Here is a 22,230-nt window from a genome sequence, read left to right on the forward strand (position 1 = left end):
GTTCAACCTCTGCATTACCGTATTTTGTTATTCAGTTTTGTTGGTTTGTCTGGCCATACTGCTCGCCTATACTGTCGTACCAGTCTGGTCAGGGTTCGGATGTGCCTAAATGTCAGCTAGACGACAATTGACACCATGTGAGAGATCACTCATATTCAGGGCTCATCTGGCACCAGACCAGACCATCGCAATGAGAGAAGGGAGATTTCCTATGTTTTACAAGGCAAGCGCCAAGCGCCTGTCCGTTGGCGCCTGCATGGCCCTCGGGCTGCTGTGCACCCAATCCGTCTTGGCCAACGACCATAAAAACGGTCCTGACCAACTGAAAGCCGCCCAACTGTCGGCCACCTGCGCTGGCTGCCACGGCACCGAGGGCAAAAATGTCAACGGTTCAGCCGTCAGCGGCCTGTCCAACCTGTCGGTTGACTACATCAAGACCAATATGCGCTGGTTCAAGACCGGCGAGCGCCCCGCCACGGTCATGCATCAACTGGCCAAAGGCTACACCGACGAACAGATTGACCTGATTGCCAATTACCTTGGCAAAAAAGACTGAGGGGAGCGCACCATGCAAAGACGTGAATTTCTGCAGGGCAGCGCCATTGCGTCCCTGATGGGCGCGATGCCCCTGTCCGCCATCGCCGGCTCAGCCAAAGGCAAGGTGGTGATTGTGGGTGGTGGGTACGGTGGTGCCACAGCCGCCAAATACATCCGCTTGTTGTCCAAAGGCCGTGTTGAGGTCACCTTGGTTGAGCCCAACGCCAGCTTCATTTCCTGCCCCATGTCCAACCTGGTGGTGGGTGGCGTTCGCAAAATCGAAGAAATCACCACCCCCTACACCGGTTTGGCCAAAAACCATGGCGTGAAAGTGGTGAAGGACTATGTTGAGTCCATCGACGTGGCCAAGCGCACGGTGAAGTTGAAATCCGGCAAGTCCCTGCCCTACGACAAGCTGGTGCTGTCACCGGGTATCGACCTCATGCACGACAAAATTGAAGGCCTGGCGGCAGCCAACGCCAGTCAAGCGACGGTTCAAGCCTGGAAAGCAGGCCCGGAAACCCTGTTGCTTCGCAAACAACTGGAAGCCATTCAAGACGGCGGCACCTATGTGCTGAGCATTCCGCTGGCCCCCTACCGTTGCCCCCCAGGGCCTTACGAGCGTGCCAGCCTGGTGGCCAACTACTTCAAGCAGCACAAGCCCAAGTCCAAAGTGTTGGTGCTGGACGCCAATGCGGACGTCATCTCCAAGGGCAAACTGTTCAAAGGCGTGTGGGAAAGCCAGTACAAAGGCATCCTCGAATACCGCCCCAACCAGAAAGTAGTGGCTGTCGATGGCGCCACCAAAACCGTCAAGTTTGAATTCGACGAACCGGTCAAAGGCGATGTCCTGAACATTCTGCCGGACATGCGTGCGGGCAAACTGGCCGTGGATTCCGGCATCGCCAACCTGAACGGCCGCTGGGCAGACATCAATTACCAAACCTTTGAGTCCAAGGTTGCGCCCAATGTGTTCGTGATTGGCGATTCCATTCAGGTTGCCCCGTTGATGCCCAAAAGCGGTCACATGGCAAACAACCACGGCAAAGTGGCTGCGGCAGCCATCGTGTCTCAGCTCAGTGGTTGGGAACCCAACCCCCAACCCCTGCTGAACAACACCTGCTACAGCTACATCAACAGCACAGAAGTGATTCACGTGGCCAGCGTGCACCTCTACAACGATGAGAAGAAAACTTACCTCACCGTGGAAGGGTCAGGCGGTGTGTCCACCGGGCCAACCGAGCTGGAAGGCCATTACGCCTGGAGTTGGGCTCAAAACATCTGGGCCGACAGCCTGGTGTGATACACAGCCATAGCGGCTACTGAAACCGCTGGCGCCCAGCACTTGGGCCCAGCGGTTTTTTTATGCAGGGGACGAACCACCCAACACTGTTTTGAAATACATCTCAGGCTGAATCTCCACCACCTCGGTGGTGACCTGAACCTGCATGGACTGGGCACATTCCTGCACACACCGCTCAACCGTGCGCTGCACCATCTGGCCCAAACGTTCGCGTACCGTGAAGTCCCGCCCGCTGAGCACCGCCACGGTGACGGCCACAAAGCCATGAAACGCCGGGTCGAACTGGTCAGCCCCTATGCGAAACTCATCGCAACGCAACACCCGTATTTTTAAGTCAGCTTCCACGAACAAGCCCGAGTTCAGCAAGGTCCGGTTGACTTGCAACATCAACCAATCTGGATCGAGGCGGCGCAAATTACCGCTGGTTTGAATTGTGACTTGGGGCATGCGTGTATGACACCACGGTGTAAAAGTTCAACTGGGCTCTAGTAGGAATTACCTACAAAACAACTTGCTGCAATGCAGTGTGAGAGTGACAATGTCGACATTGAGCGCTGGTTCAGTGCTCAACCTCATGTCTCCTCTTCTCCTCTTGTGAGAAAGGTTAAACCGGCTTTCAACAAAAGCCGGTTTTTTTTTGCTTTTTTTGCCTGACCCCACCTCACCGTCAGGCGGCCGCCGCCAGGTGGCCGGCAATCAAACTGGCCACTTGGGCCGGCTGGTCATGATGCAGCATATGCCCGGCCTGCTCAACCATTTGAAAACGCCAGTTGGCGATACAGTGAAAACGGGTTCTGAATTCATCGAAATCCACAGGCTGCCCGGGCTTGCTCAACCAAAGCCCGGCTTCAGTTTGCGCAGCCTCCACATGCAACACTGGCGCCTTGATGGCCCGCCAGATGGCCTGGGCTTCAGCCAGCCTGTAGCCGATCGGGTTCATGATCTTGTGGGCAGGGTCGCCAAGCAAGCGAAAACCGTCCTCGTCCTTGCGTGCCCAATGTTGGGCCAAATAAGCCGCTTTGTCATTGGGCAGCCGAAAATTGGTGGTTTGAAGGCGCTTGGCCACGGCAGCCAAGTCCGCGTAGGGCTTCAGCCGATGGGGGGTTTTCAACTCGTCGAGCCATTTGGCATAACGGCCAGGCGCTTTGTCGGGCTCGGCATCGTTCATGCCAAACCCTTCCAGATTCACCACACTGCGAATGCGGTCTGGCCGTATGCCGGAATACATCAGCGCCAGGTTTCCGCCCATGCTGTGCCCCACCAGGTGCACGGGTTGCTCAGGGCTCAGGGTGTCCAGCAAGGCGTCCAAGTCGGCCAGGTAGTCGGCAAACCAGTAGGAGCGCACCCCGGGGCTGCCGCTGCCCACCGGCCAGTCGGTCAAACCAAAGCCACGCCAATCCATGGACACGATGCGGTAAGCCCCACCCGTGAGGTCAAGCAATTCATCGACGACAAACTGAAAACTGGCTGCGATGTCCATCCAGCCGTGCACCATCACCACCAAAGGCGCATGGCTTGGGCCCCAACTCAAGGTGTGGGCTGTCAGTCCGCGCAGGTCGAGCGTGGCCGATTCAGCGGGCCACTTGGTGATGTAGACGGGTGGGCAAGGTTGGGCTTGTTGGTTTGAATCGTTCACGGCCGTGCTCTGGGCGCTGGTTCATAGACCGGCAAACTCTACACCAGAACCCGGGTATCCACCCTGCAAATTGGTGCACAGACTCGAAATTCCCTTGGCGGCCCAACAGCAATTCAACGTTACACTGCAACGACAAGTCACAACAACAATCCATGGCACGGAGACACACATGCCCAAACAGGACCCCGCCCTGGCGCAAGCCTTGGGCCAAGCCATTCCCGAACTGGACGCGCTCAGCGCAGCCGATCAAAAAAAACTCGCAGCCGACCTGAACCAAGCCCACAAGCAACACGACGCTGTGCTGAAAAAAAGCATGGATGACGCCCTCAGCCACATTCCATTCCTGCTGCGCGGCGCAGTCAAAAAAATTCTGGGGCTTTAATCATGGATCGCAACACTGAACTTCGACGACTGGCCCAGGCCCTGCACAAAAAGCCTGAAGACTTGGCTTACCTTGATGCGCTGGATGGCCTTGCCCTTCAGAAAGTGCGCATCAGCTTTCAGAACTCCCTGCTGAACAAGTTCGGCCCGGTGTTCGAGAAAATTGCCAATGCGGGCAAACTGGCGCCTGACGCCATTTCAGCCACCCTCTGCACCAAAGTGTTTGGCCCCACCATTACAGCCAACATGTCCTATTTCACCCCCATGAACAAGGCCATCAGCCTGTGCAAGCTGTTTGATGAAGAATTCATGGCGGAAGTGGCGCGTGAACAAATTCCGGAAAAGGCGGTGGACATGCTGGCCGGCCTGCCGGTGGAGCAACTGAAGCGCGTCACCGCCAAGCTGGTGGAATACGGCGACTACCATGTGTTGGGTGGCTTTACGGATTACATTCCGGAGCAAAAAGCCATTGAGATCATGGAAGTGATCAAAGACCCGGCCGCCAACCTGCACATTTCGTTTTACGCACAACGCAAAGACCGCATTGGCAAAATGGCTGCCCTGCTGAATGACGAACGCTTGGTTGAACTGATCGCAGCCGCCTTCAGTGACGACCAGCTGTTGGTGGAAGTGGGCCTGATCACCGCTGAGATGGACACCAAAGCCCAGCAGCGCATGGCCAAACTGACGGACAAGGTGAACAAAACCTACCGCGCCAAAGCCAAGGCCAAAGCGGAAGAAATGGGTTATGCCAACCGTCTGGAAGCTTATTTCTCGGCTTGAGTGCTGGCTTGGCCCTTGGCCTTGCCTTCACCGTTGCAAACAAAGCGCCTTCGGGCGCTTTTTTATTGTTTGTTCGCTTTGTACACAAAACCACCAAATAATTTAATTGTTTTATATCAATAACTTAATAGATCTAGAATAACTACACTAGCCCAATCATACAAAAAACAGTTGCACTTAAGTGCACAGTTGTACACAATGAATTCACACACAGCAAACACAGTGTGCGAGGCAAGAAGCGGCGGGCCTGAACAACACACCGCACCATCAAAAGGGATCAGATCATGAACAAGTTCATCGACACCATCGTTCGCACTCCCGGCGTTCTCACCATGGGCGTTTTGGGTGCAGGCTTTACCGTCAATGCCGGCGTGCAATACCTGCATGCCACCAACCTGGAAGGCCCCAACTTGCTGGCGGCGGCCTGCTTGGTGGTCGGTCAAATCACCATGGTTGTGGTTCATCAGGCGCGCAAACTTGCACAGCAGCACAAACAAACCGCCATCGGCGTTTGATTGGCCGCACTGATGCACACACTGATGCCCCCTCAGCGCCACTGACAGGCTGATTGCCTGTCAGCCTGGCCGAAAATGACCGGAAAACCAACCCCTGCCATTCACTTTGCCCTTATCATTGTCAGCACAATACCGAATGACAAAGCAAGGGCTTGAACATGCACACAGTGGCCATCACCGGCAGCGGTCTCTACATTCCACCCCACATCATCACCAATGAAGAGCTGGTGGAGTCTTACAACGCGTACGCTGACCTGTACAACGCAGAACACGAAGCGGCGATTGCCAGCGGTCAACGCGAGCCACTGCCCCATTCCAACGCAGCCTTCATCGAAAGCGCATCCGGCATCAAGCAACGGTATGTGATCGAGAAAGAAGGCATCCTGAACCCCAAGCGCCTTCACCCCTACCTTCAAGAACGCCCCAATGACAGCCTGTCGCTGATGGCGGAAATTGCGGTGGATGCTGCACGCAAAGCACTGGCTGATGCAGGCAAAACCCCCGCCGATGTAGATGGCGTCATTTGCTCTGCGTCCAATATGCAGCGCGCCTACCCAGCCATGGCAGTTGAAATTCAGTCGGCTTTGGGTATTGAGGGTTTTGGGTTTGACATGAACGTTGCCTGCTCGTCAGCCACCTTTGGCATTGAGCAAGCCGTGAACGCGATTCGCAGCGGAACAGCCCGCTCAGTGCTGGTGATCAACCCGGAAATTACCTCAGCCCATCAGGCCTGGCTTGACCGTGACTGTCACTTCATTTTTGGTGACGTCTGCACTGCTGTACTGGTTGAACGCATGGACAAGGCCAAGCCCGGCAGTTGGGAAGTGCTCGGCACCAAGCTGGCCACGGTATTCTCCAACAACATTCGAAACAACTTTGGCTTCATGAACCGCTCCGAAGATGCAGCCCCCGAAGGCCGCGACAAGCTGTTTATGCAGGAAGGCCGCAAGGTGTTCAAGGAAGTTTGCCCCATGGCCGCAGCGCACATGAGCACACACCTTGAAAGCCTGGGCCTGAACTCGGCCAATGACGTGCGCCGCTACTGGCTGCACCAAGCCAACCTGAGCATGAACCAGTTGATCGCCAAAAAACTGCTGGGCAGTAAAGAATTTTCGGCCGATGTGGCACCCATCATTCTTGATGAGTTTGCCAACACCGCATCCGCAGGTTCCATCATTGCCTTCCACCGTCACAACAAAGACTTGAAAGCAGGCGATGTGGGCGTCATCTGCTCATTTGGTGCCGGCTATTCCATCGGTAGCGTGGTGGTTCGCAAGCATTAAGGCCTAGTTTTGAGGTGTGGTGTTGGCGCGTGTCAGTACCACACTGAAACAGCTACCCTGCCCCTCTGGGCCATCCGACAATTCAACCTTGCCGCCATGCAGCGCTGCAATTTGAGCGCAGATGGACAGCCCCAAGCCCGACCCCGAAAGCGTTTGCCCCGCCCCGCGGAAGAAGCGTTCGAACACCCGGGCCTTCAGGGCCTCGGGAACCCCCGGTCCATTGTCGATCACCGACACCCGAACCTGAAAGTCCCCCACTGACTGAACGCGACACGTCACCCGCCCGCCTTCGTGGTTATAGTGCACAGCATTGTGAATCAGGTTGCGAAACAGGATCCACAACTGGTCTTTCTGGCCCATCACTTCAAACCCAGCAGCTGGGGCGCCCTCAGCAGCCAGCCCCACCGAGATGGAACGGGTTCGACCCAACTCTTCGGCCTCATGCACCAACCCTTGCAACAAGGTTGAAAGATTCACAGGCTGCATCGGCAACTGGGCCAGTTGAGCGGACTCACTTCGGGACAGGTTGAGCAATTGTGCAATCAAGTGCGCGCACCGGTTGACTGCAGTCAACATGTCCGCCAACACCTCTGGGCCGCTGTCATCGTGAAAGGTGGCGTATCGCTGCATCAACTGAACATTCGCCTTCAGCCCTGCCAGAGGTGTTCTTAACTCGTGGGCGGCATCGGCGGTGAAACGGCGTTCCCGCTCCACCCCCGACCGAATGCGGGCCAGCGCCTCATTCAGTTCATCGACCAAGGGCTGAATTTCCATCGGCAAGCCCGGCGCATTCAATTCGGTCAACTGCTGGCTGTCAATGCGGTTCAGTTGCCTGACTGCGGCATTCACCGGGTCAAAAGCGCGAAACACAATCACCCTCAATGCCACGAAGGCCAAGGGCAAGAGCAGCGCAGAAAAGGCCAGCAAATTGTGCACAAAGTCCGTAGTAATTTCTGCGCGGTGCACCATGGGCTCGCCCACGATGATTTCATAACGGCCATCTGCGTCACGAAGGTTGTAAACACGCACCGGCCCTTCAGGCAGGTTCTGCCAGGAGAACCCCTTGGTACCCAGTGGAGACATGGGTTGTTCTGATGCGGAGGCACTGCGGTAACGCAACTTTCCAGAACTTTCGAACAACTGGAACGACAGGTAAGAGATACGACCCGACACCATGGGCTGGTCATCCGACATCACTGTGGTTGGCCCCATTTCCTCCAGTTCATGCTCCGAGAAATACAGCAACAGCGCCGCCGTCTCTGCAATCGACGCATCAAACAGTTCCTGGCTTTCTTTGCGGGCAGCCTCGTAAATGAACAGTGCGCTGCACACCCACAGCAGGGCCACCAGCCCACACACCAATGCAGTCAAACGCCGCCGCAGTGACCACGCCCTCACAACACACCCATGCGGTAACCCAGGCCATGCACGGTCTCGATGGCGAATCGCCCCAGTTTTTTGCGCAAGTGGTGAATGTGCACTTCCAGTGAATTACTGCCCACCTCTTCGCCCCAACCATAGGTGGCTTGCTCAAGACGGTCTTTGGACACCACCTCGGTGGACGACTGCATCAGGGCCTGAAGAATTTTGAATTCGCGGTTGGTCAGTTGTATGCGTTCGCCATGCAAAGTAACCGACTGGCGCTCCGGAAACAGCACCAGCGCACCATGGCTGAGTGTGTTTTCACTGCGGCCCAGCGCGCGGCGGGTGCACACCCTTACGCGTGCTGCCAGTTCATGCAAATCGAATGGCTTGATGATGAAGTCATCCGCGCCCGCATCCAGGTTGGCCAAGCGGTCCGACAGGTCGCCCCTTGCCGTGATGATCAACACGGGCAGATTCAGGCCCTTGGCCCGCACACGCTTGAGCAACTCATGACCGTCCATGTCGGGCAAACCCAAGTCCAGCAACATCACGGCGTAATGGTGAGTCTGAATGGCAGTCAAGGTTTGGCCGCCTTCGGTCACCCAATCCACGGTCATGCCTTCAGCCTCCAAGCCGCGCTTCACGGCACGCCCCAGCAAATTGTCATCCTCAACCAGCAAAATCCTCATTGCCCAACCTGATCAGAAAGAGTTCGTCAAATGCGAATGGGCTACTTTAGAATCCTTGTCTTAAGAGCACCTTAATTTTCATTTCGTATTCTTCACACAACAATTCACCCCAGGCGGAGACACTGTGACTGTATTTCCCGTTCGCCCCTTGCGAACATTGATGAGGGCTTTGGCCATCGCAGCGGTTTGCGCGGCAAACCCAAGCCACGCCGAAACCATTGTCATGAGCAGCAAGCAGATTCAGGCTGCGGGGGTGCTCACAAGCCCCGTACAAAGCAGCGACAGCGGTGTGCAAGCGGTCAGCGTGTCCGGTGTGGTTCGCAGTGCCAGCGGCAGCGTGGTAGCCGTCAACGCAACGGAAGACCTGACGGTCGTTCAGGTGATCAAACCCAATCTGTCCCAAATCAAGAAAGGTGACGCCGTGGTGCGTGTCAACAGCGCTGCGCTCATCAATGCGCAGCAGCAATTGTTGAGTCAGGCGGCCAATGCCCGCTTGGAACGCCAAAACCTGCAGCGCGATCAAGCCCTTCTGGCCGACGGCCTGATTCCACAAAAACGCGTGCTGGAAACCCAGGCCCGCGACCAGGTGGCGCAATTGGGGCTTCAATCGGCCCGACAAACCCTGCTGGGCATGGGCCTGTCCGCCGGGGCCATCCAAAGCCTTGAAAAGCAGGGCGTGGTTAAGCCATGGGCGGAATTGTCGGCCCCAGCCGCTGGCCAGGTGAACAGCTTGAATGCCACAGCCGGGCAACGTGTGATGGCGGGCCAACTGCTCTTTCAAGTTCAAGGCCAAGGCAATGCCGAGCTTTGGCTGAATGCCTCAGCCCAACAAGCGGCGCGGGTGCACATCGGCGACACCGTGGAAGTGCCCGGTTGTAAAAGCCAAGGCACCGTTCAAGGGGTGGGCCAGGGCCTGAATGCTGAAACCCAGGCCGTCGATATCCGTGTCACCTTGAATGACAAATCCTCCAACTGCCTGCCCTTGAACCAGGTGGTTCAGGCCACAGTCAATGCCAAATCCACCCAAAAGGGCCTCCAAGTGCCCGCATCTGCGGTGCTCAGCACCGGCGGCAAACGCTGGGTGTTCGTGCAACGGCCCGACGGTTTCGAGCCGGTGGAAGTTCAGGTGTTCAGCCAAACAACCGAGTTGGCCAGCATTGCCCCCAAAGACAACCGCTTGAACTTGGGCGAACAACTGGTGGCTACACGCGGCTTGGCCTTCATCAAAGGGGCTTGGCGCGGGCTGGGCGCTGAGTAAAGGGCTGGCGCACATGACACACTGGATTGGACTGGCTTTGTCCCAGCGTTTGCTGGTGGCCGTATTCACACTGGGTTTGACGCTTGCAGGCGTGTGGGCTTTTCAGGGCCTTCCCATTGATGCATTTCCTGATGTGTCCAGCACACAGGTCAAAATCATTCTGAAGGCGCCGGGGCTGACCCCCACCGAGGTTGAGTCCCGCGTCACCAGCCTTGTCGAGCAGGAAATGCTGGGTATTCCGCATCAAGTGATGCTGCGCTCACAATCCAAATACGCCATTGCAGACATCACGATTGACTTTGCCGAAGGCACCGACATCTACTGGGCACGCCAGCAAGTCACAGAACGACTCAGCGGTGTGACCGACAATCTGCCCAAAGACATTCAAGGCGGGTTGGCACCCATCACCACGCCGCTGAGTGAAATGTTCATGTTCACGGTCGATGGGCCGCAAAGTTTGAGCGAGCGGCGTTATTTGCTGGACCGTGTGATTCGCCCCCAACTGCGCAACATCGAAGGCGTGGCCGATGTGAACTCGCTGGGAGGCTTTGTGCGCAGCTTCGTGGTTCAACCCGACTTGAACGCACTGGGTGCGCGGGGGCTGACCCTGGAACACTTGGCGCAGGCCATCGAGTCGAACAACCAGAATGATGGTGCAGGCCGAGTGCAACGCGGGCCAGATGCCTTGTTGGTGCGCAGCGAATCCCGTGTGCAAAGCCCCGAGCAATTGGCCGCACTGGTGGTGGGCCGACACGGCTCGGCCATTGTGCGGGTGTCCGATGTGGCCACCGTGCAAGTCGATGGGCTGACCCGGTACGGCGCAGTCAGCGAAAACGGCGAACAGGAAACCGTCGAAGGCTTGGTGCTGGGTTTGCGTGGGGCCAATGCCCGCCAACTGGTGGCACATGTGGCCGAGCGGCTGGACGAAATCCAGAAAACCATGCCCGAGGGCGTGACCATCGTGCCCTTTTACAACCGTGGTGCTTTGGTGGAACGGGCTGTTGGCACCGTCAACAAAGCCCTCATGGAAGCCATTGTGCTGGTGCTGGCCTTGTTGGTGATTTTCCTGGGCAATGTGCGCGCAGCGTTGGTGGTGGCCGTCATTCTTCCCCTGTCCGCCTTGAGCACTTTTCTGCTGATGCGGGCATTCGGATTGTCAGCCAACCTGATGTCGCTGGGTGGGCTGGCCATTGCCATTGGCATGCTGGTGGACGCAGCCGTGGTGGTGGTTGAAAACATTGAAGCCCAAGGCAGTGGCGCCGCCAGCAGCCCGTCAGGCCAAGCCCCGTCATTTCTGGACACCGTGCGGCACGCCACGTCCGAGGTGGCTGTGCCCATCACCGCTGGCATGGCCATCATCATGACCGTGTTCCTGCCATTGCTCACCCTGCAGGGCCTGGAGGGCAAACTGTTCGCCCCCGTTGCGCTGACCATTGTGTTTGCCCTGGGCGGCTCGCTGCTGTTGTCGTTGACCGTTATTCCAGTGCTGGCCACACTGGCGTTGAAGCAGGGCCACCATGGCACGCCCCGCGTCGTGCTGTGGCTGGAACACACCTACAGCCGCTTGCTGACCCGCGCGCTGGCCTACCCGCGCCGCTTGGTGGCTGCCGCTTTGGCTTCGCTGGCACTGGCAGCGCTGGCCCTCACCGGCATCGGCAAAAGCTTCATTCCCACGCTGGATGAAGGCGACATCATCATGCAGGTGGAAAAAATTCCGTCGATCGCCTTGAACGAATCTGTACGCATTGACTTGATGCTGCAAAAGGCCATTCGCGAACAAGTACCCGAGGTGAAACGCATCGTTGCCCGTGTCGGCTCAGATGAACTTGGGCTGGACCCCATGGGCCTGAACGAAACCGACACGTTCATGGAGCTGGCGCCGCGCGGTGAATGGCGCTTCTCCTCCAAAGAAGAACTGATCGACGCCATACGCGCCGCAGTGGCCGATGTGCCCGGCCTGAACCTCACATTCACACAGCCCATCGAAATGCGGACCAGTGAAATGCTGTCCGGTGTCAGGGGCGACCTCGCCATCAAGTTCTACGGCCCCGACCTGCACACCCTGAACAGCCTGAGTGAAAAAACCGTCAAAATTCTCGAAACCATTCCGGGCGCCGAAGATGTCATCACCAATCAAGCCGATGGCGTGGAGTACCTGCAACTGAACCTGAACCCGGTGGCTTTGGGGCACGCAGGCTTCGATGCCAGCCGGGTGCAGGGTGCACTTCGGCAATTGATTGACGGCGGTAAAGTGGGCGAAGCCATCCAGAACAACCAACGTGTGCCCATCGTGATTCGCTCCGCTGGCTTAAGCCCGGACGACCTCGCCGCCTTGCGCCTGCCCAATGCCCATGGGGAGTTGGTGCCTTTGGGTGCGTTGGCCAGCGTTACCGAAGCCACTGGCCCGGTGCGAATCGACCGCGAAAACGCATCGCGCATGAGTGTGGTGCGCAGCAATGTGCGCGGGCGCGACTTGGTGGGTTTTGTGAACGAAGCCAAGGCCAAATTGGCCAGCGAACTGCCCTTGCCTGCGGGCTACAGGGTCAGTTGGGGTGGCCAATTTGAAAACCAGCAACGGGCTGCAAAACGGCTGGGGCTGGTCACCCCGGTGGCTTTGGGGCTGATTCTGTTGATGCTCTATTTCACTTTGGGCAATGTTCGCCAAGCGGTGCTGGTGCTGTGCAATGTGCCCTTTGCCATGGTGGGTGGCGTGTTTGCCCTGTTCATCACCGGCCAATACCTGTCGGTGCCCGCCACCGTGGGCTTCATCGCCCTCATGGGCATTGCGGTGCTGAACGGGCTTGTGCTGCTCACCGAATTCAATCGCTTGCTGGCCACAGGCGTCAGCCTGAGCGAGGTTGTGCATCAAGGCGCTGTGCGCCGTTTGCGCCCCGTGTTGATGACCGCCAGCATCGCGGCATTGGGGCTGCTGCCCCTGTTGTTTGCCACCGGGCCGGGCTCGGAAATCCAGAAACCACTGGCCATTGTGGTGATTGGCGGGCTGCTGTCCGCCACGGCACTCACCCTGGTCCTCATGCCCAGCCTGTTCCAACGCTTTGGCACACCCCCCGAATACCGATCATGACTATTCACACCACGCGCCCTGCATTCAAACCCGCGCTGCTCGCCTTCAGCCTGGCCTGCCTGTTTATTCAAGGGCCACGGGCACACGCCGACACCGAGCTGCCTGCAAGCCTGAATGCCTTGAATGCCATGGCCGCGCAAACCTTGCCCCAACCCGACTTGGGCCGCCAAAGTATCGAGGACAGTCTGATCCACCAACAGGGCATTCAGGAGTCCGCCATTCAGCGCGCAGAAGCGCGTATTCGGAAGGCCGGGGACCATGAGTGGATTGTCAGCAGCGCCATGCGCAACCGCAGGTTTCGCGATGAAGGTGTGAGCCGGCAGGATTATGAACTGGGTTTGTCCCGGGCCCTGCGTTGGCCCGGCAAAGCCAACCTCGATCAACAAATTGCAGGCCAGCAAACAGCGCTGGCGGACACCTTGCTTGAGGACAGTTGGCACGAAGCCAGCCGTAACCTCGCCGATGCGGTGGGCCAATGCCGACTCAGGTACGCCGTGTTGAATGTGCACACCCGCAATGAAGCTGAACAAACGGCCTTTGTGGAGCAACAAACCCGGCGCTTCCGCTTGGGAGACATCGCCGAAGTGGCCTTGATTCAAAGCCAGATTGAACTCAAGCTCATCGCCCAGCAACGGCGACAGGCCCTCATGGACCTTCAAGCAGCCCAACTGGCCTTGAATACCCAATACCCTGCATTGTCCGCCTATGCGGACTCGGGCTGCGGACCGGGCCTGGCCACCCACAGCCCATGGGCGACGCTTGGCGAGCCTGACATGACAATGCTGCGCAACCGGCTGGTCACCGAACACCACGGCCTAAGGTTGCTGGAGCAACGCGCTCAGATAGCGTCCATGGACGCAACGCGCCAACGCATGGACCAACGCGCAGACCCTACATTGGGCCTTACCTTGGCCACTGAACAAAACAACGCCGAACGCATTGCCGGGCTGCATGTCTCCATTCCGCTGGGCGGCACGGTGCGTGAGGCCAAAACGGCTGTGGCCAGCGCACGAAGCACACAGTTGCAAATTGAATTAACCCAGACCCGGCGCTTGGTGAACCAACAGGCCGCGCTGACAGTGACGCAATACACGGCGAAACTGGACAAGGCCCAACAGGCACAGCAACAGCTTGCCCAACAGGAAGACCAATACCAGCGGCTGCTCAAAGCTTACCGCTTGGGGGAAGTGACCCACACGGAACTCAACCTGACCCGCCAAGCCTTGATGCAGGCCCGCCAACAACAGGCTGAGGCTGTGAATGCGCTGGAGACCCACGCAGTCCTGATGATGATCGATGCCCACCTGCTGCTGCAGATGGACAACGACCACTGAACCCCGATTAACGCCCCGCCGCAGTCGACTGATAAGTCCGGGTGCACAGCGGTGACGACACTTCAAAGGCCACCGCTACAGCACAAAACAATTGGTCGTGACTGAGGGCTTCGTCTTTGTATTTCATCAGGTCTGAACGCTGATACTCAAACAGTGGCCCAGTCCACACAACAGCCGGTACATGAATCTGGGCTTTTGGGGCAAATGCCCGAGGCGCACCATGCAAGTACACGCCATACTCACCCAGGCTTTCGCCATGGTCACTCACGTACAGCATGGCAGCCTCGCGGGTGGTGTCGTAACGCTTCAGCAGGTCAATCACCTTGCCCAGAAAATGGTCGGTGTACAAAATGGCATTGTCATAGGCATTCACAATTTCCTGCGTGGAGCATTTGGACAACTCATTGGTCATGCACACCGGCGTGAATTTCTCAAAAGCCTTGGGGTAGCGCTTGTAGTAGGCAGGGCCATGGTTACCCATTTGGTGCAGCACAATCAGCACATCGTTGTCCTTGTACCTGTCAATGTACTTCTCCAACCCCACCAGCATGCCTTCGTCACGGCATTCCTCATCACACACCGGGTTCTTGTCCGGGGTTTTGAAATCCTCATAGTCCACACGCAAGGCCACGCCTTTGGAGTCGGAATTGTTGTCGCGCCACAGCACCTGCACACCCGCGCTGCTCAGCATGTCCAGCAGATTGGTGTGCTTCAGCCCGTCTTTCACCGTGAACTCGTCCATGCCCAGGCCTGAAAACATGCAAGGCACAGACACCGCTGTGGATGTTCCACAGGAGGACACATTCGAGAAGCTCACCACGCCCCGCTTGGCCAACTCCGGGTTGGTTTGTCGACCATAGCCGTTCAAGGAAAAATGGTCTGCCCTTGCGGTTTCCCCAACCACCACAATCACCAACTCCTTGTGTGAAGGGGGCTCATCAATCTTGGCGCCTGGGTCAATGTCGATCAGGGGGCCTGCGGTGGCCTGTTCAAAACTGTTGCCCAGAAACTTGACCACGGAAGTGATCGGATACCCGGGGTTGGCGTAATAGCGCACCGCCTTGTGCTCGCGCAGGAAACTGGCGAATTGGCTGGACACCGGCGCAACACTGCCCACAATCACCAACAGCGAGGCCAAGAACGTCACACCCAATGACTTCAGATGCGGCTTCCATGGCGTGCTTGAGGGCAAAGCCCGCAAGGCAAAACCCACCATCACCAAGGCCGCCAAGGCATAAAGCGCCATGGCCGGGCTCATCAAATCGCCCGCTTCGGCCACGTTGGTTTGCACCATGTTGTCCAACATGGTGGAATCAATCACAGTGCCGTAACTGTCCATGAAATAGGCTGATGCGGGTGTCGCCAAAGCCACCAAGGCGACCCACCAGCGCGCAAATCGGCCATGCGCCAACAGAGCGATCAGCAACACATGCAGCGCCGTGAAAAACAGCCCCACCGCCACGAAGAAAACTGGAAAGTCCGCCCAAGGGTAGACCCGGTTCAAGGCACGGAAAAAAGCCAGATTCATGAACAAAGTCATGAATCCGGCAATGAGCACAATCCGCTTGTGCAAGTCAGACATTCTGAAATTCAGCATTACTTTCTGTCGTCATCAAACTCAATTTTGTCCGCCAGCATGAACTGCTGATTGGCATCCATCTTGCCCTTCACTTCCAGCCGCTTGCCATTGGCCAACTGGGTTGAATTGCCTTTTTCAAATTGGGCATTTTGATACTTCACGTTCAAACCGCCAAGCTTGAAAGTCATCGCCGCCGTGTCCAGGCTTTGTACCGCACCGCTGGTTTCAAATCGATTGCCCGAATAGTTCCCGCTGGATGTTGTACTCGATTGAGCCGAAGGGCATTCCAGCTTGCTGGCTGTAATTACACCGTTGCTTAAGCTGCCTTTAACTTCCACGTAAGGCGTAGCGCCACTGACAGCGATACCGCACACATCGCTGGCCGTGCTGTAACGCACTGTTTGCCCTTGCAAAGTAAAGCTCAACACACCCGCTGCCAGTTGACCGTCGGAGGCCACACCGTAAAACTCGTAACTGCCCCCTTTTACACGCGAGCGCTCCTGTTCGGTTTCGACCTGCGAGGCCATCAACACACCACCGCTCAACTGACCATTCACCTCCACGAATGCGCCGACCGACATACCGGTCAGGCCCTTGAAACTGGCTTGGCTGACATCCACAACCACGCCATTGACAGTGAAGGTGTTGGCATTGGAATCAGCAGCGTCATCCTGCACGTAACCTTTGATCTCCACCTTGCCATTGGCATAGCTTTGGGTACGTGTGCGGGTGTACAGGGCAGTGGCATTCAAGGTGTTGCCCGTCATGCCCGTGCCAGTTGCTTTCACGACAATGCCGTTGGCCAATGCGGCAGGCACTGACGATACCCCCGTGTAATTCACAGTCAAGGCATCAATCTTGAACGTTTTGTTGGTGGTATCCAAGTTGCTGACCACACCCCTGGCTTCAAGGCCTGCGCTCAAGGCCGAGGTATTGGCCTTCTTCTCCACCAAGCTGGCCAATATGCTGCCGTCAGCCTTTTTCAGCCCATACACCTCGACGGCGTCGCCCACTGCCATGCTGGCCAAGGTGGCGCCTGAAAAACCCTTGAATACCGTGGTTGCGTCAGCTGTGAACACATGGGACAACACCGTGAATGTACTGCCGGTGACAGCACTGACAGAGCCGGCGTATTCGCGCGTCACCTCAATGTCGGTGGCAGAACAATCCGCACCTGCTGCATCGCTGCTGCCGTCGATCTGAACCTGCATGCCCAGGCTCAGGTCGGATGCGCTGAGGGTGCGCCCCAGGTCGTCGTGCACCGAAGCACCCAAGGTGGACCACCGGCAGCCATTGACCAACACCGAACCAAACCCCTGCACCGTGCCGCTGGCAGACGCTTGGCTAACGCCAGTACCGCCGATGGACGCACCACCACCGCCGCCGCCACAGGCCGACAGGGCAATGGCCAGCATCAGTGGCAACAGGCGGGGGGTATGTTGGGCAATGCTCATGATTCGCTCCGGAAAATGTGTTTAACCGGGCGCATCTTGACTGGCAAAACTTAAGTGGGCATTAATGAATTCAACCGCTAGGCTAGCGCCAAGGCCCCTGCCCTTTTGAGCAGGAGCCACAGGTCATGCGGCCTTAAACGCCGTAGGTACGGTCGAGATACCGAATGATGTCAGCAGACTCGTACATGGCCACGCCTGTGTTCGGGTCGACCAGATAAGGCACCTGCACCTTGCCGGTTTGTTCAGCCAGCCAAGCGCGGTTGCGGGTGGTGGCCAAGGGGCCTTTGAAGATTTTGTCGCGGAACACGGGAGGCCCCATGTCCGACATACGGCCCTTGGGCGTGTTCTTGAGCACGTAAGGCAACTCCAGTTCGCACAGGCGCTCACGCACAGGCTTGCTGAACGGGCTTCCTTCAAATGAGTACAAAGTGAGGGGTTGCTCCGGCAAGGTGGACGGCTTGGCCTTCATGCCTTTGAACCCACCGGGGCGATAGGCAGTCACGCTGGCAGCCATGGAAGTGGCCACCGCCAGTTGACGGCCCAAGCCACGTTGGGCGCGAACCTTCCCCTCGTAGGTTTTGGCCAGGTAATCGATGATGTCAGCAGACTCATTGATGATGACGCCTGTATTGTCATCCACCAGCAAGGGAAAGCGTGTTCCCGGCTTGATGGCCTTGGCCTCAGGGCGGAAACGGGTTCCACCAGCCGGGCAAGGCAAAATCATCACGTCCAGGTCCATTTCACACAGGGCCTCGCGCACCAAACGGCAATAGGGGCTGACCTCGATGTCGTAAAGCTTCAGCAGTTTTTCCGGTGCCTTGCGGGCACGCCCCCTCACCATCACGCCACGGGCGCCCCGCAGGGTAACCGCCACCAGATTGATGACTGCGTCGATCTGTGTACTCATTCTTAGTCCCCAGTTTATTGTTGGAATTGCTTGCTGCCCCCTGTCCGGGACATGGTTGCGCATTAACAACCGGCAGTGTAGCCGAAAGCGTCCTTGCCCTAGAATGAAGGAAACCATCTAAACTTTGGGAAGTGCATGTAACACCCCCCAGTTACGGAGAACAACGTTGAAGAAACTGCTGCTGATCAATGGCCCAAACCTGAACCTGCTGGGTACCCGCGAACCCGGTGTGTATGGCCACATGACCTTGCTGGACATTGAAAAAGCCCTGCAGCAACAGGCGAGCCTTGAAGGGTTTGAGCTGCTGACTTTCCAAAGTAACCACGAAGGGCATTTGATTGACCGCGTACACAAAGCCAAAGTAGACGATGTGGCGGGTATTGTGATCAACCCCGGCGGTTACACCCACACCAGCATTGCCCTGCGGGACGCTTTGGCCGCTGTGGCCATTCCTTTTGTGGAAGTGCACTTGTCGAACATCCACAGACGTGAACCGTTCCGTCACCACTCTTACCTGTCCGACATTGCGGAGGGAGTGATTTGCGGGATGGGCTGGCTGGGGTATTCCTACGCCTTGAAGCATCTGAATTCGAAGTAAGATCGGAATCCACCGCACATGGGCCAGCGGCTGCACACGCCTGTGATCGGTTGTCTGGATCCATTGCCCATGGGCCTGCCGCTACGCACGCCCTGCACGCGCGGACCACTCGGTCTGGCCACCTCGGGGGCAACTCGCCCGGCAAAGCCGCGCTCAAACAGCCCCACTCGGCAGGGCCTTCCCGTTGTATCCGCTGATGCGTGCGGGGTGCGAATCCGCGGCAGCTCCAAGAGCACTGGATTCGTTTGGAATGGATTCGCTGGGGGTTGAAGACAAACTCTGCCGGCTGAGCCATGAACCTCTTTGCAAACCAGTATCGAATCCATTCATCCAAAAAAAAAAGCCACGATGCATGACTGCACCGTGGCTTCTTTAGCCCTCGCCGGGTCGGTTTAGATCATACCCAGGTACCGTGGCAAAGCCAGGGACAGTGCTGGCCAATACGTGACCACCACGAGGAAGCCCAGCATGGTGAGCAACCAGGGCCATACCGCAATGGTCAATTCAGTGATGCCCATTTTGGTAATGCCCGAGGCCACATACAGGTTCAGCCCAACCGGTGGATGGCACATCCCCACTTCCATGTTCACCACCATCAAAATCCCAAAATGCACCGGGTCGATGCCCAATTGCATGGCAATCGGGAACATGATGGGCGCAAAAATCAGAACAATCGATGACGGTTCCATGAAGTTACCGGCCACCAACAGAATGATGTTGACCGCCAGCAGGAAGCCGATCACACCCAGGCCGCTGCCCACGATCACATCCGCCAACGCTTGAGGAATGTTCTCGTTGGTCATCACAAAACTGAACAGCACAGCGTTGGTGATGATGTACAACAACATGGCTGACATGTTGGCCGAACTCATCAGAATCTTGGGGATCTGCTTGAGGGTCAGGTCCTTGTAGACAAAGACTGCGATGAAGAAGGCATACACCGCACTCATGGCCGCGGCTTCGGTCGGGGTGAACAGGCCGCTGTAAATACCGCCCATGACCACCACAATCAGCATCAGCCCCCAGAATGCCTCGCGGAAGGCCACGAAACGTTCCCGCAGCGTGGCTTTCGGCTGGCGTGGGTAGTTGCCTTTCCAGGCACGATACCAGGTGGTCAGGCCCAACAGGAAGGCCAAACACAGCCCGGGCACCACGCCAGCCATGAACAAAGCGCCCACGGAGGTGTTGGTGGCCACCGAGTACATCACCATCACGATGGACGGCGGGATCAAAATACCCAACGCACCCGAGGTGGTAATGACCCCCGCACCAAAGCGCGGTGGAAAGCCGGCTTTGACCATGGCTGGCAACAGGATGGAGCCGATGGCCACCACCGTGGCCGGCGAAGAGCCCGACACGGCAGCAAACAAAGCACAGGCCAACACGCCACCCAAGCCCAGACCACCGTGCAAATGACCCACCATTGCGGTTGCAAAGCGGATCATCCGTCGCGCCACCCCACCATGCGTGAGGAAGTTACCCGCCAGAATAAAGAACGGGATGGCCATAATCTCGAACTTCTCAATCCCGGTGAACAGCTTCAGAGCCACTGCTTCCAGTGGCACTTCGGTCATGGTGAACAGGAATGTGAGTACAGTCAGGCCCAAAGAAATGGAGATGGGCATGCCGGTGAGCATGAGCACCAGCAGCAATGTAAAAATAACAGCGGCGTTCATGCGGGTTTCACCTCGTTCTCGTCTTCATCAAGGCCATCCACATGTCCGTGGTCATGGTGCGGCAATTCACCAGTGCGGATGAACTGAACAGCCACTTGCAGGAACCGGGCGCACATGAGGTAGGAGCCCAAAGGAATGGCGCTGTACACCATCCAGGTTGGCAGCTCCAGGTCGGGCGTTGTCGGCCCTTCGTAAATGCCTTCCTGCACAATGCCAAACAGCTTGAAGAAGAAATAGTGAGCGCCGTTGTCCCACACGAAGAGGGCACCCAGCGTACCGATGGTGCCGGTGAACACGGCGCCAGACAGCAGACCGAACACCACACAACGCGCACGGTTGGCGGGGTTAAGCTTGTTGATCAGCACATCAACACCCACGTGGATGCCCGTGCGCACGCCATAGGCCGCGCCGAACTTGGCCATCCAAACGAACATGATGATGCAAAGCTCCTGAGCCCAGCTCAGGTTGACGGACAGCAGGAAATCCTGCAGCCCTGGAATGGAATAACCCGACAGGTAGCGATGGACCACCGACACGAAAATAATTAACGTGGCGGCGGCCATCAGAAACGTGATCAAGGCTTCTTCCAAATGGTCGATGACCTTGGAAAGCATTGCGAGCTCCGTTTCTCGGGTTGATTACAGTTTGGTGGGGTCGAACTTGGTGACGGAATACACTTCGTTGATGATGTCAGCACCAATCCGGGATTCCATCTTTTTGTGTACGGACACCAAGGCCTTTTTGAAAGCCAGCTTTTCGGCGTCTGTGGGGTTGTAGATGACGGTCTTGCCAGAGGCCTGAACCGACTTCAAGTCTTCGTCATTTTTTTGCTTGGCAATGTCGTTGGCGTACTTGGTGGACTGCTTCATCGCCTCTTCCAATTGGCCACGCACATCCGCAGGCAGGCCGTCCCAGAACTTCTTGTTCACGATCACTGCATAGCCCAGGTAGCCGTGGTTGGTCAGGCTCAGGTGCTTTTGAACCTCGTGCATTTTCTGGGTGTAAAAGTTGGAGATGGGGTTCTCAGTGCCATCCACTACGCCCGTTTGCAGGGCCTGATACACCTCGGAGAATGCCATGGATTGGGGCAAGGCATTCAAGGCGCGCATTTCTTCTTCCAACACTTTGGAAGACTGAATCCGCATTTTCTTGCCTTTCAAGTCATCGGGGGTTTTGATGGGGGTGTTGGCGGAAAACGCTTTGAAACCGTTGTCCCAAAAGGCCAGGCCTTTGATGCCACGCGGCTCAAGTTTGGCCATCAGGTTCTGCCCTACCTTGCCGGTGGTGACCGCATGCAGCTCTGCATAATTGTCAAAGATGTAAGGCAAGTCGAACACTTCGAATTCTTTCACGCCCAAGGGGCCAAACTTGGCCAATGAGGGGGCCAGCATCTGGACTGCGCCCACTTGCAGGGCTTCCATTTCCTCCTTGTCTTTGTACAGGGTGGAGTTGGCGTACACCTCGACTTTGACTTTGCCCTTGGTCAGTTCTGCCGCCTTTTTGGCGAAGAACTCGGCGGCCAAGCCTTTGGGAGTGTCTTGCGCCACCACGTGGGAAAACTTGATGACGATGGGCTGCTGGGCTTGGACAGCCCCGACAGCGAACGACAGGGCCACGGCGGCGCCGGTGATGGCGGTGCACAGGATAGTATTGCGCTTCATGCATTGCTCCTTGTTGGATTTTTTTGGACCGTACAGCGAAGGGGCAGCTTAGACAGCGCGTAACACCGCGCCTCACTGTGTCTTTCCACAAGTGGCTTGTTGTCACCCGGCCGAAAGGCGCTTGAACAAAGGGATTCCCAAGAAAAAAGCCAGAGTCGTTGAACATCCCTTCTGCACAAGGAAATA

The 22,230-nt window shown here is 57.1% G+C and carries 20 protein-coding genes; 10 read left to right on the top strand and 10 right to left on the bottom strand.

Features of this window, described 5'->3' with window-relative positions:
- Nucleotides 1-211: 211 nt before the first annotated feature.
- Nucleotides 212-556 (top strand): c-type cytochrome, encoded by a 345-nt coding sequence (locus ACK4FF_RS09405; RefSeq protein WP_409707948.1) that lies wholly within the window; start codon nt 212-214, stop codon nt 554-556.
- 12 nt (nt 557-568) lie between these two features.
- Complete coding sequence (locus ACK4FF_RS09410; protein ID WP_409707951.1) at nt 569-1,840, top strand: NAD(P)/FAD-dependent oxidoreductase; 1,272 nt, start codon at nt 569-571, stop codon at nt 1,838-1,840.
- 60 nt (nt 1,841-1,900) lie between these two features.
- Here the strand turns inward: ACK4FF_RS09410 and ACK4FF_RS09415 are convergent, their stop codons facing one another.
- On the bottom strand, nt 1,901-2,287 hold the full coding sequence (locus tag ACK4FF_RS09415; protein WP_409707954.1) for a 5-carboxymethyl-2-hydroxymuconate Delta-isomerase: 387 nt from the start codon (nt 2,285-2,287) through the stop codon (nt 1,901-1,903).
- A gap of 220 nt (nt 2,288-2,507) precedes the next feature.
- Nucleotides 2,508-3,476, bottom strand: a complete 969-nt coding sequence (locus tag ACK4FF_RS09420) for an alpha/beta fold hydrolase (RefSeq protein WP_409707957.1) — start codon at nt 3,474-3,476, stop codon at nt 2,508-2,510.
- Between the two features lie 169 nt (nt 3,477-3,645).
- On the opposite strand from ACK4FF_RS09420, the gene ACK4FF_RS09425 reads away from it, so the two are divergent.
- From ACK4FF_RS09425 to ACK4FF_RS09440, 4 genes are all read left to right on the top strand, one after another.
- The gene (locus ACK4FF_RS09425) at nt 3,646-3,858 is read left to right on the top strand and encodes a hypothetical protein (RefSeq protein WP_409707960.1); all 213 of its coding nucleotides are present in this window, start codon (nt 3,646-3,648) and stop codon (nt 3,856-3,858) included.
- Nucleotides 3,859-3,860: 2 nt separating this feature from the next.
- Entirely contained in the window at nt 3,861-4,640 is a 780-nt protein-coding gene (locus ACK4FF_RS09430; protein ID WP_409707963.1) for a hypothetical protein, read from the top strand.
- A gap of 284 nt (nt 4,641-4,924) precedes the next feature.
- Entirely contained in the window at nt 4,925-5,155 is a 231-nt protein-coding gene (locus ACK4FF_RS09435) for a hypothetical protein (protein WP_409707966.1), read from the top strand.
- A 158-nt stretch (nt 5,156-5,313) separates the two neighbouring features.
- A complete protein-coding gene (locus ACK4FF_RS09440; RefSeq protein ID WP_409707969.1) occupies nt 5,314-6,438 on the top strand; it encodes a beta-ketoacyl-ACP synthase III in 1,125 nt (374 codons plus the stop codon).
- 3 nt (nt 6,439-6,441) lie between these two features.
- Here the strand turns inward: ACK4FF_RS09440 and ACK4FF_RS09445 are convergent, their stop codons facing one another.
- Together ACK4FF_RS09445 and ACK4FF_RS09450 are read right to left on the bottom strand one after the other, a co-directional pair.
- Nucleotides 6,442-7,809: an ATP-binding protein gene (locus ACK4FF_RS09445; protein WP_409707972.1), complete on the bottom strand. Its 1,368-nt coding sequence runs from the start codon at nt 7,807-7,809 to the stop codon at nt 6,442-6,444.
- A 23-nt stretch (nt 7,810-7,832) separates the two neighbouring features.
- Entirely contained in the window at nt 7,833-8,492 is a 660-nt protein-coding gene (locus tag ACK4FF_RS09450; protein WP_409707974.1) for a response regulator, read from the bottom strand.
- A gap of 124 nt (nt 8,493-8,616) precedes the next feature.
- Between ACK4FF_RS09450 and ACK4FF_RS09455 the strand changes: the two genes are divergently transcribed.
- Genes ACK4FF_RS09455 through ACK4FF_RS09465 form a run of 3 tightly spaced genes read left to right on the top strand, consistent with a single transcriptional unit; the run spans nt 8,617 to nt 14,169 of the window.
- On the top strand, nt 8,617-9,750 hold the full coding sequence (locus ACK4FF_RS09455; protein WP_409707977.1) for an efflux RND transporter periplasmic adaptor subunit: 1,134 nt from the start codon (nt 8,617-8,619) through the stop codon (nt 9,748-9,750).
- Between the two features lie 13 nt (nt 9,751-9,763).
- Entirely contained in the window at nt 9,764-12,835 is a 3,072-nt protein-coding gene (locus tag ACK4FF_RS09460; protein WP_409707980.1) for an efflux RND transporter permease subunit, read from the top strand.
- Nucleotides 12,832-14,169: a TolC family protein gene (locus ACK4FF_RS09465; RefSeq protein WP_409707983.1), complete on the top strand. Its 1,338-nt coding sequence runs from the start codon at nt 12,832-12,834 to the stop codon at nt 14,167-14,169. The genes ACK4FF_RS09460 and ACK4FF_RS09465 overlap by 4 nt, the downstream gene beginning before the upstream one ends.
- Nucleotides 14,170-14,176: 7 nt before the next feature.
- Here the strand turns inward: ACK4FF_RS09465 and ACK4FF_RS09470 are convergent, their stop codons facing one another.
- The 3 genes from ACK4FF_RS09470 to ACK4FF_RS09480 form a co-directional block, all read right to left on the bottom strand.
- Nucleotides 14,177-15,751, bottom strand: coding sequence for a phosphoethanolamine transferase (locus ACK4FF_RS09470; protein WP_409707986.1), 1,575 nt, complete (start codon nt 15,749-15,751; stop codon nt 14,177-14,179).
- Between the two features lie 14 nt (nt 15,752-15,765).
- Complete coding sequence (locus ACK4FF_RS09475; RefSeq protein ID WP_409707989.1) at nt 15,766-17,202, bottom strand: DUF5666 domain-containing protein; 1,437 nt, start codon at nt 17,200-17,202, stop codon at nt 15,766-15,768.
- 133 nt (nt 17,203-17,335) lie between these two features.
- Nucleotides 17,336-18,109 (bottom strand): glutathione S-transferase N-terminal domain-containing protein, encoded by a 774-nt coding sequence (locus ACK4FF_RS09480; protein ID WP_409707992.1) that lies wholly within the window; start codon nt 18,107-18,109, stop codon nt 17,336-17,338.
- A 166-nt stretch (nt 18,110-18,275) separates the two neighbouring features.
- Here ACK4FF_RS09480 and aroQ point away from each other — a divergent pair, with 166 nt between their 5' ends.
- Entirely contained in the window at nt 18,276-18,707 is a 432-nt protein-coding gene (gene aroQ, locus ACK4FF_RS09485; RefSeq protein WP_409707995.1) for a type II 3-dehydroquinate dehydratase, read from the top strand.
- Nucleotides 18,708-19,099: 392 nt separating this feature from the next.
- Here aroQ and ACK4FF_RS09490 read toward each other — a convergent pair whose 3' ends face one another.
- From ACK4FF_RS09490 to ACK4FF_RS09500, 3 genes are read right to left on the bottom strand one after another with little or no spacing between them, the layout of a single operon-like run.
- A complete protein-coding gene (locus ACK4FF_RS09490) occupies nt 19,100-20,383 on the bottom strand; it encodes a TRAP transporter large permease (RefSeq protein WP_409707998.1) in 1,284 nt (427 codons plus the stop codon).
- The gene (locus ACK4FF_RS09495) at nt 20,380-20,997 is read right to left on the bottom strand and encodes a TRAP transporter small permease (RefSeq protein WP_409708001.1); all 618 of its coding nucleotides are present in this window, start codon (nt 20,995-20,997) and stop codon (nt 20,380-20,382) included. Before ACK4FF_RS09495 ends, ACK4FF_RS09490 begins: the two co-directional genes overlap by 4 nt.
- 24 nt (nt 20,998-21,021) lie before the next feature.
- Complete coding sequence (locus tag ACK4FF_RS09500; RefSeq protein WP_409708004.1) at nt 21,022-22,044, bottom strand: TRAP transporter substrate-binding protein; 1,023 nt, start codon at nt 22,042-22,044, stop codon at nt 21,022-21,024.
- Nucleotides 22,045-22,230: the final 186 nt, after the last annotated feature.

Source organism: Limnobacter sp. (assembly GCF_046297615.1).
GTDB lineage: Bacteria > Pseudomonadota > Gammaproteobacteria > Burkholderiales > Burkholderiaceae_B > Limnobacter.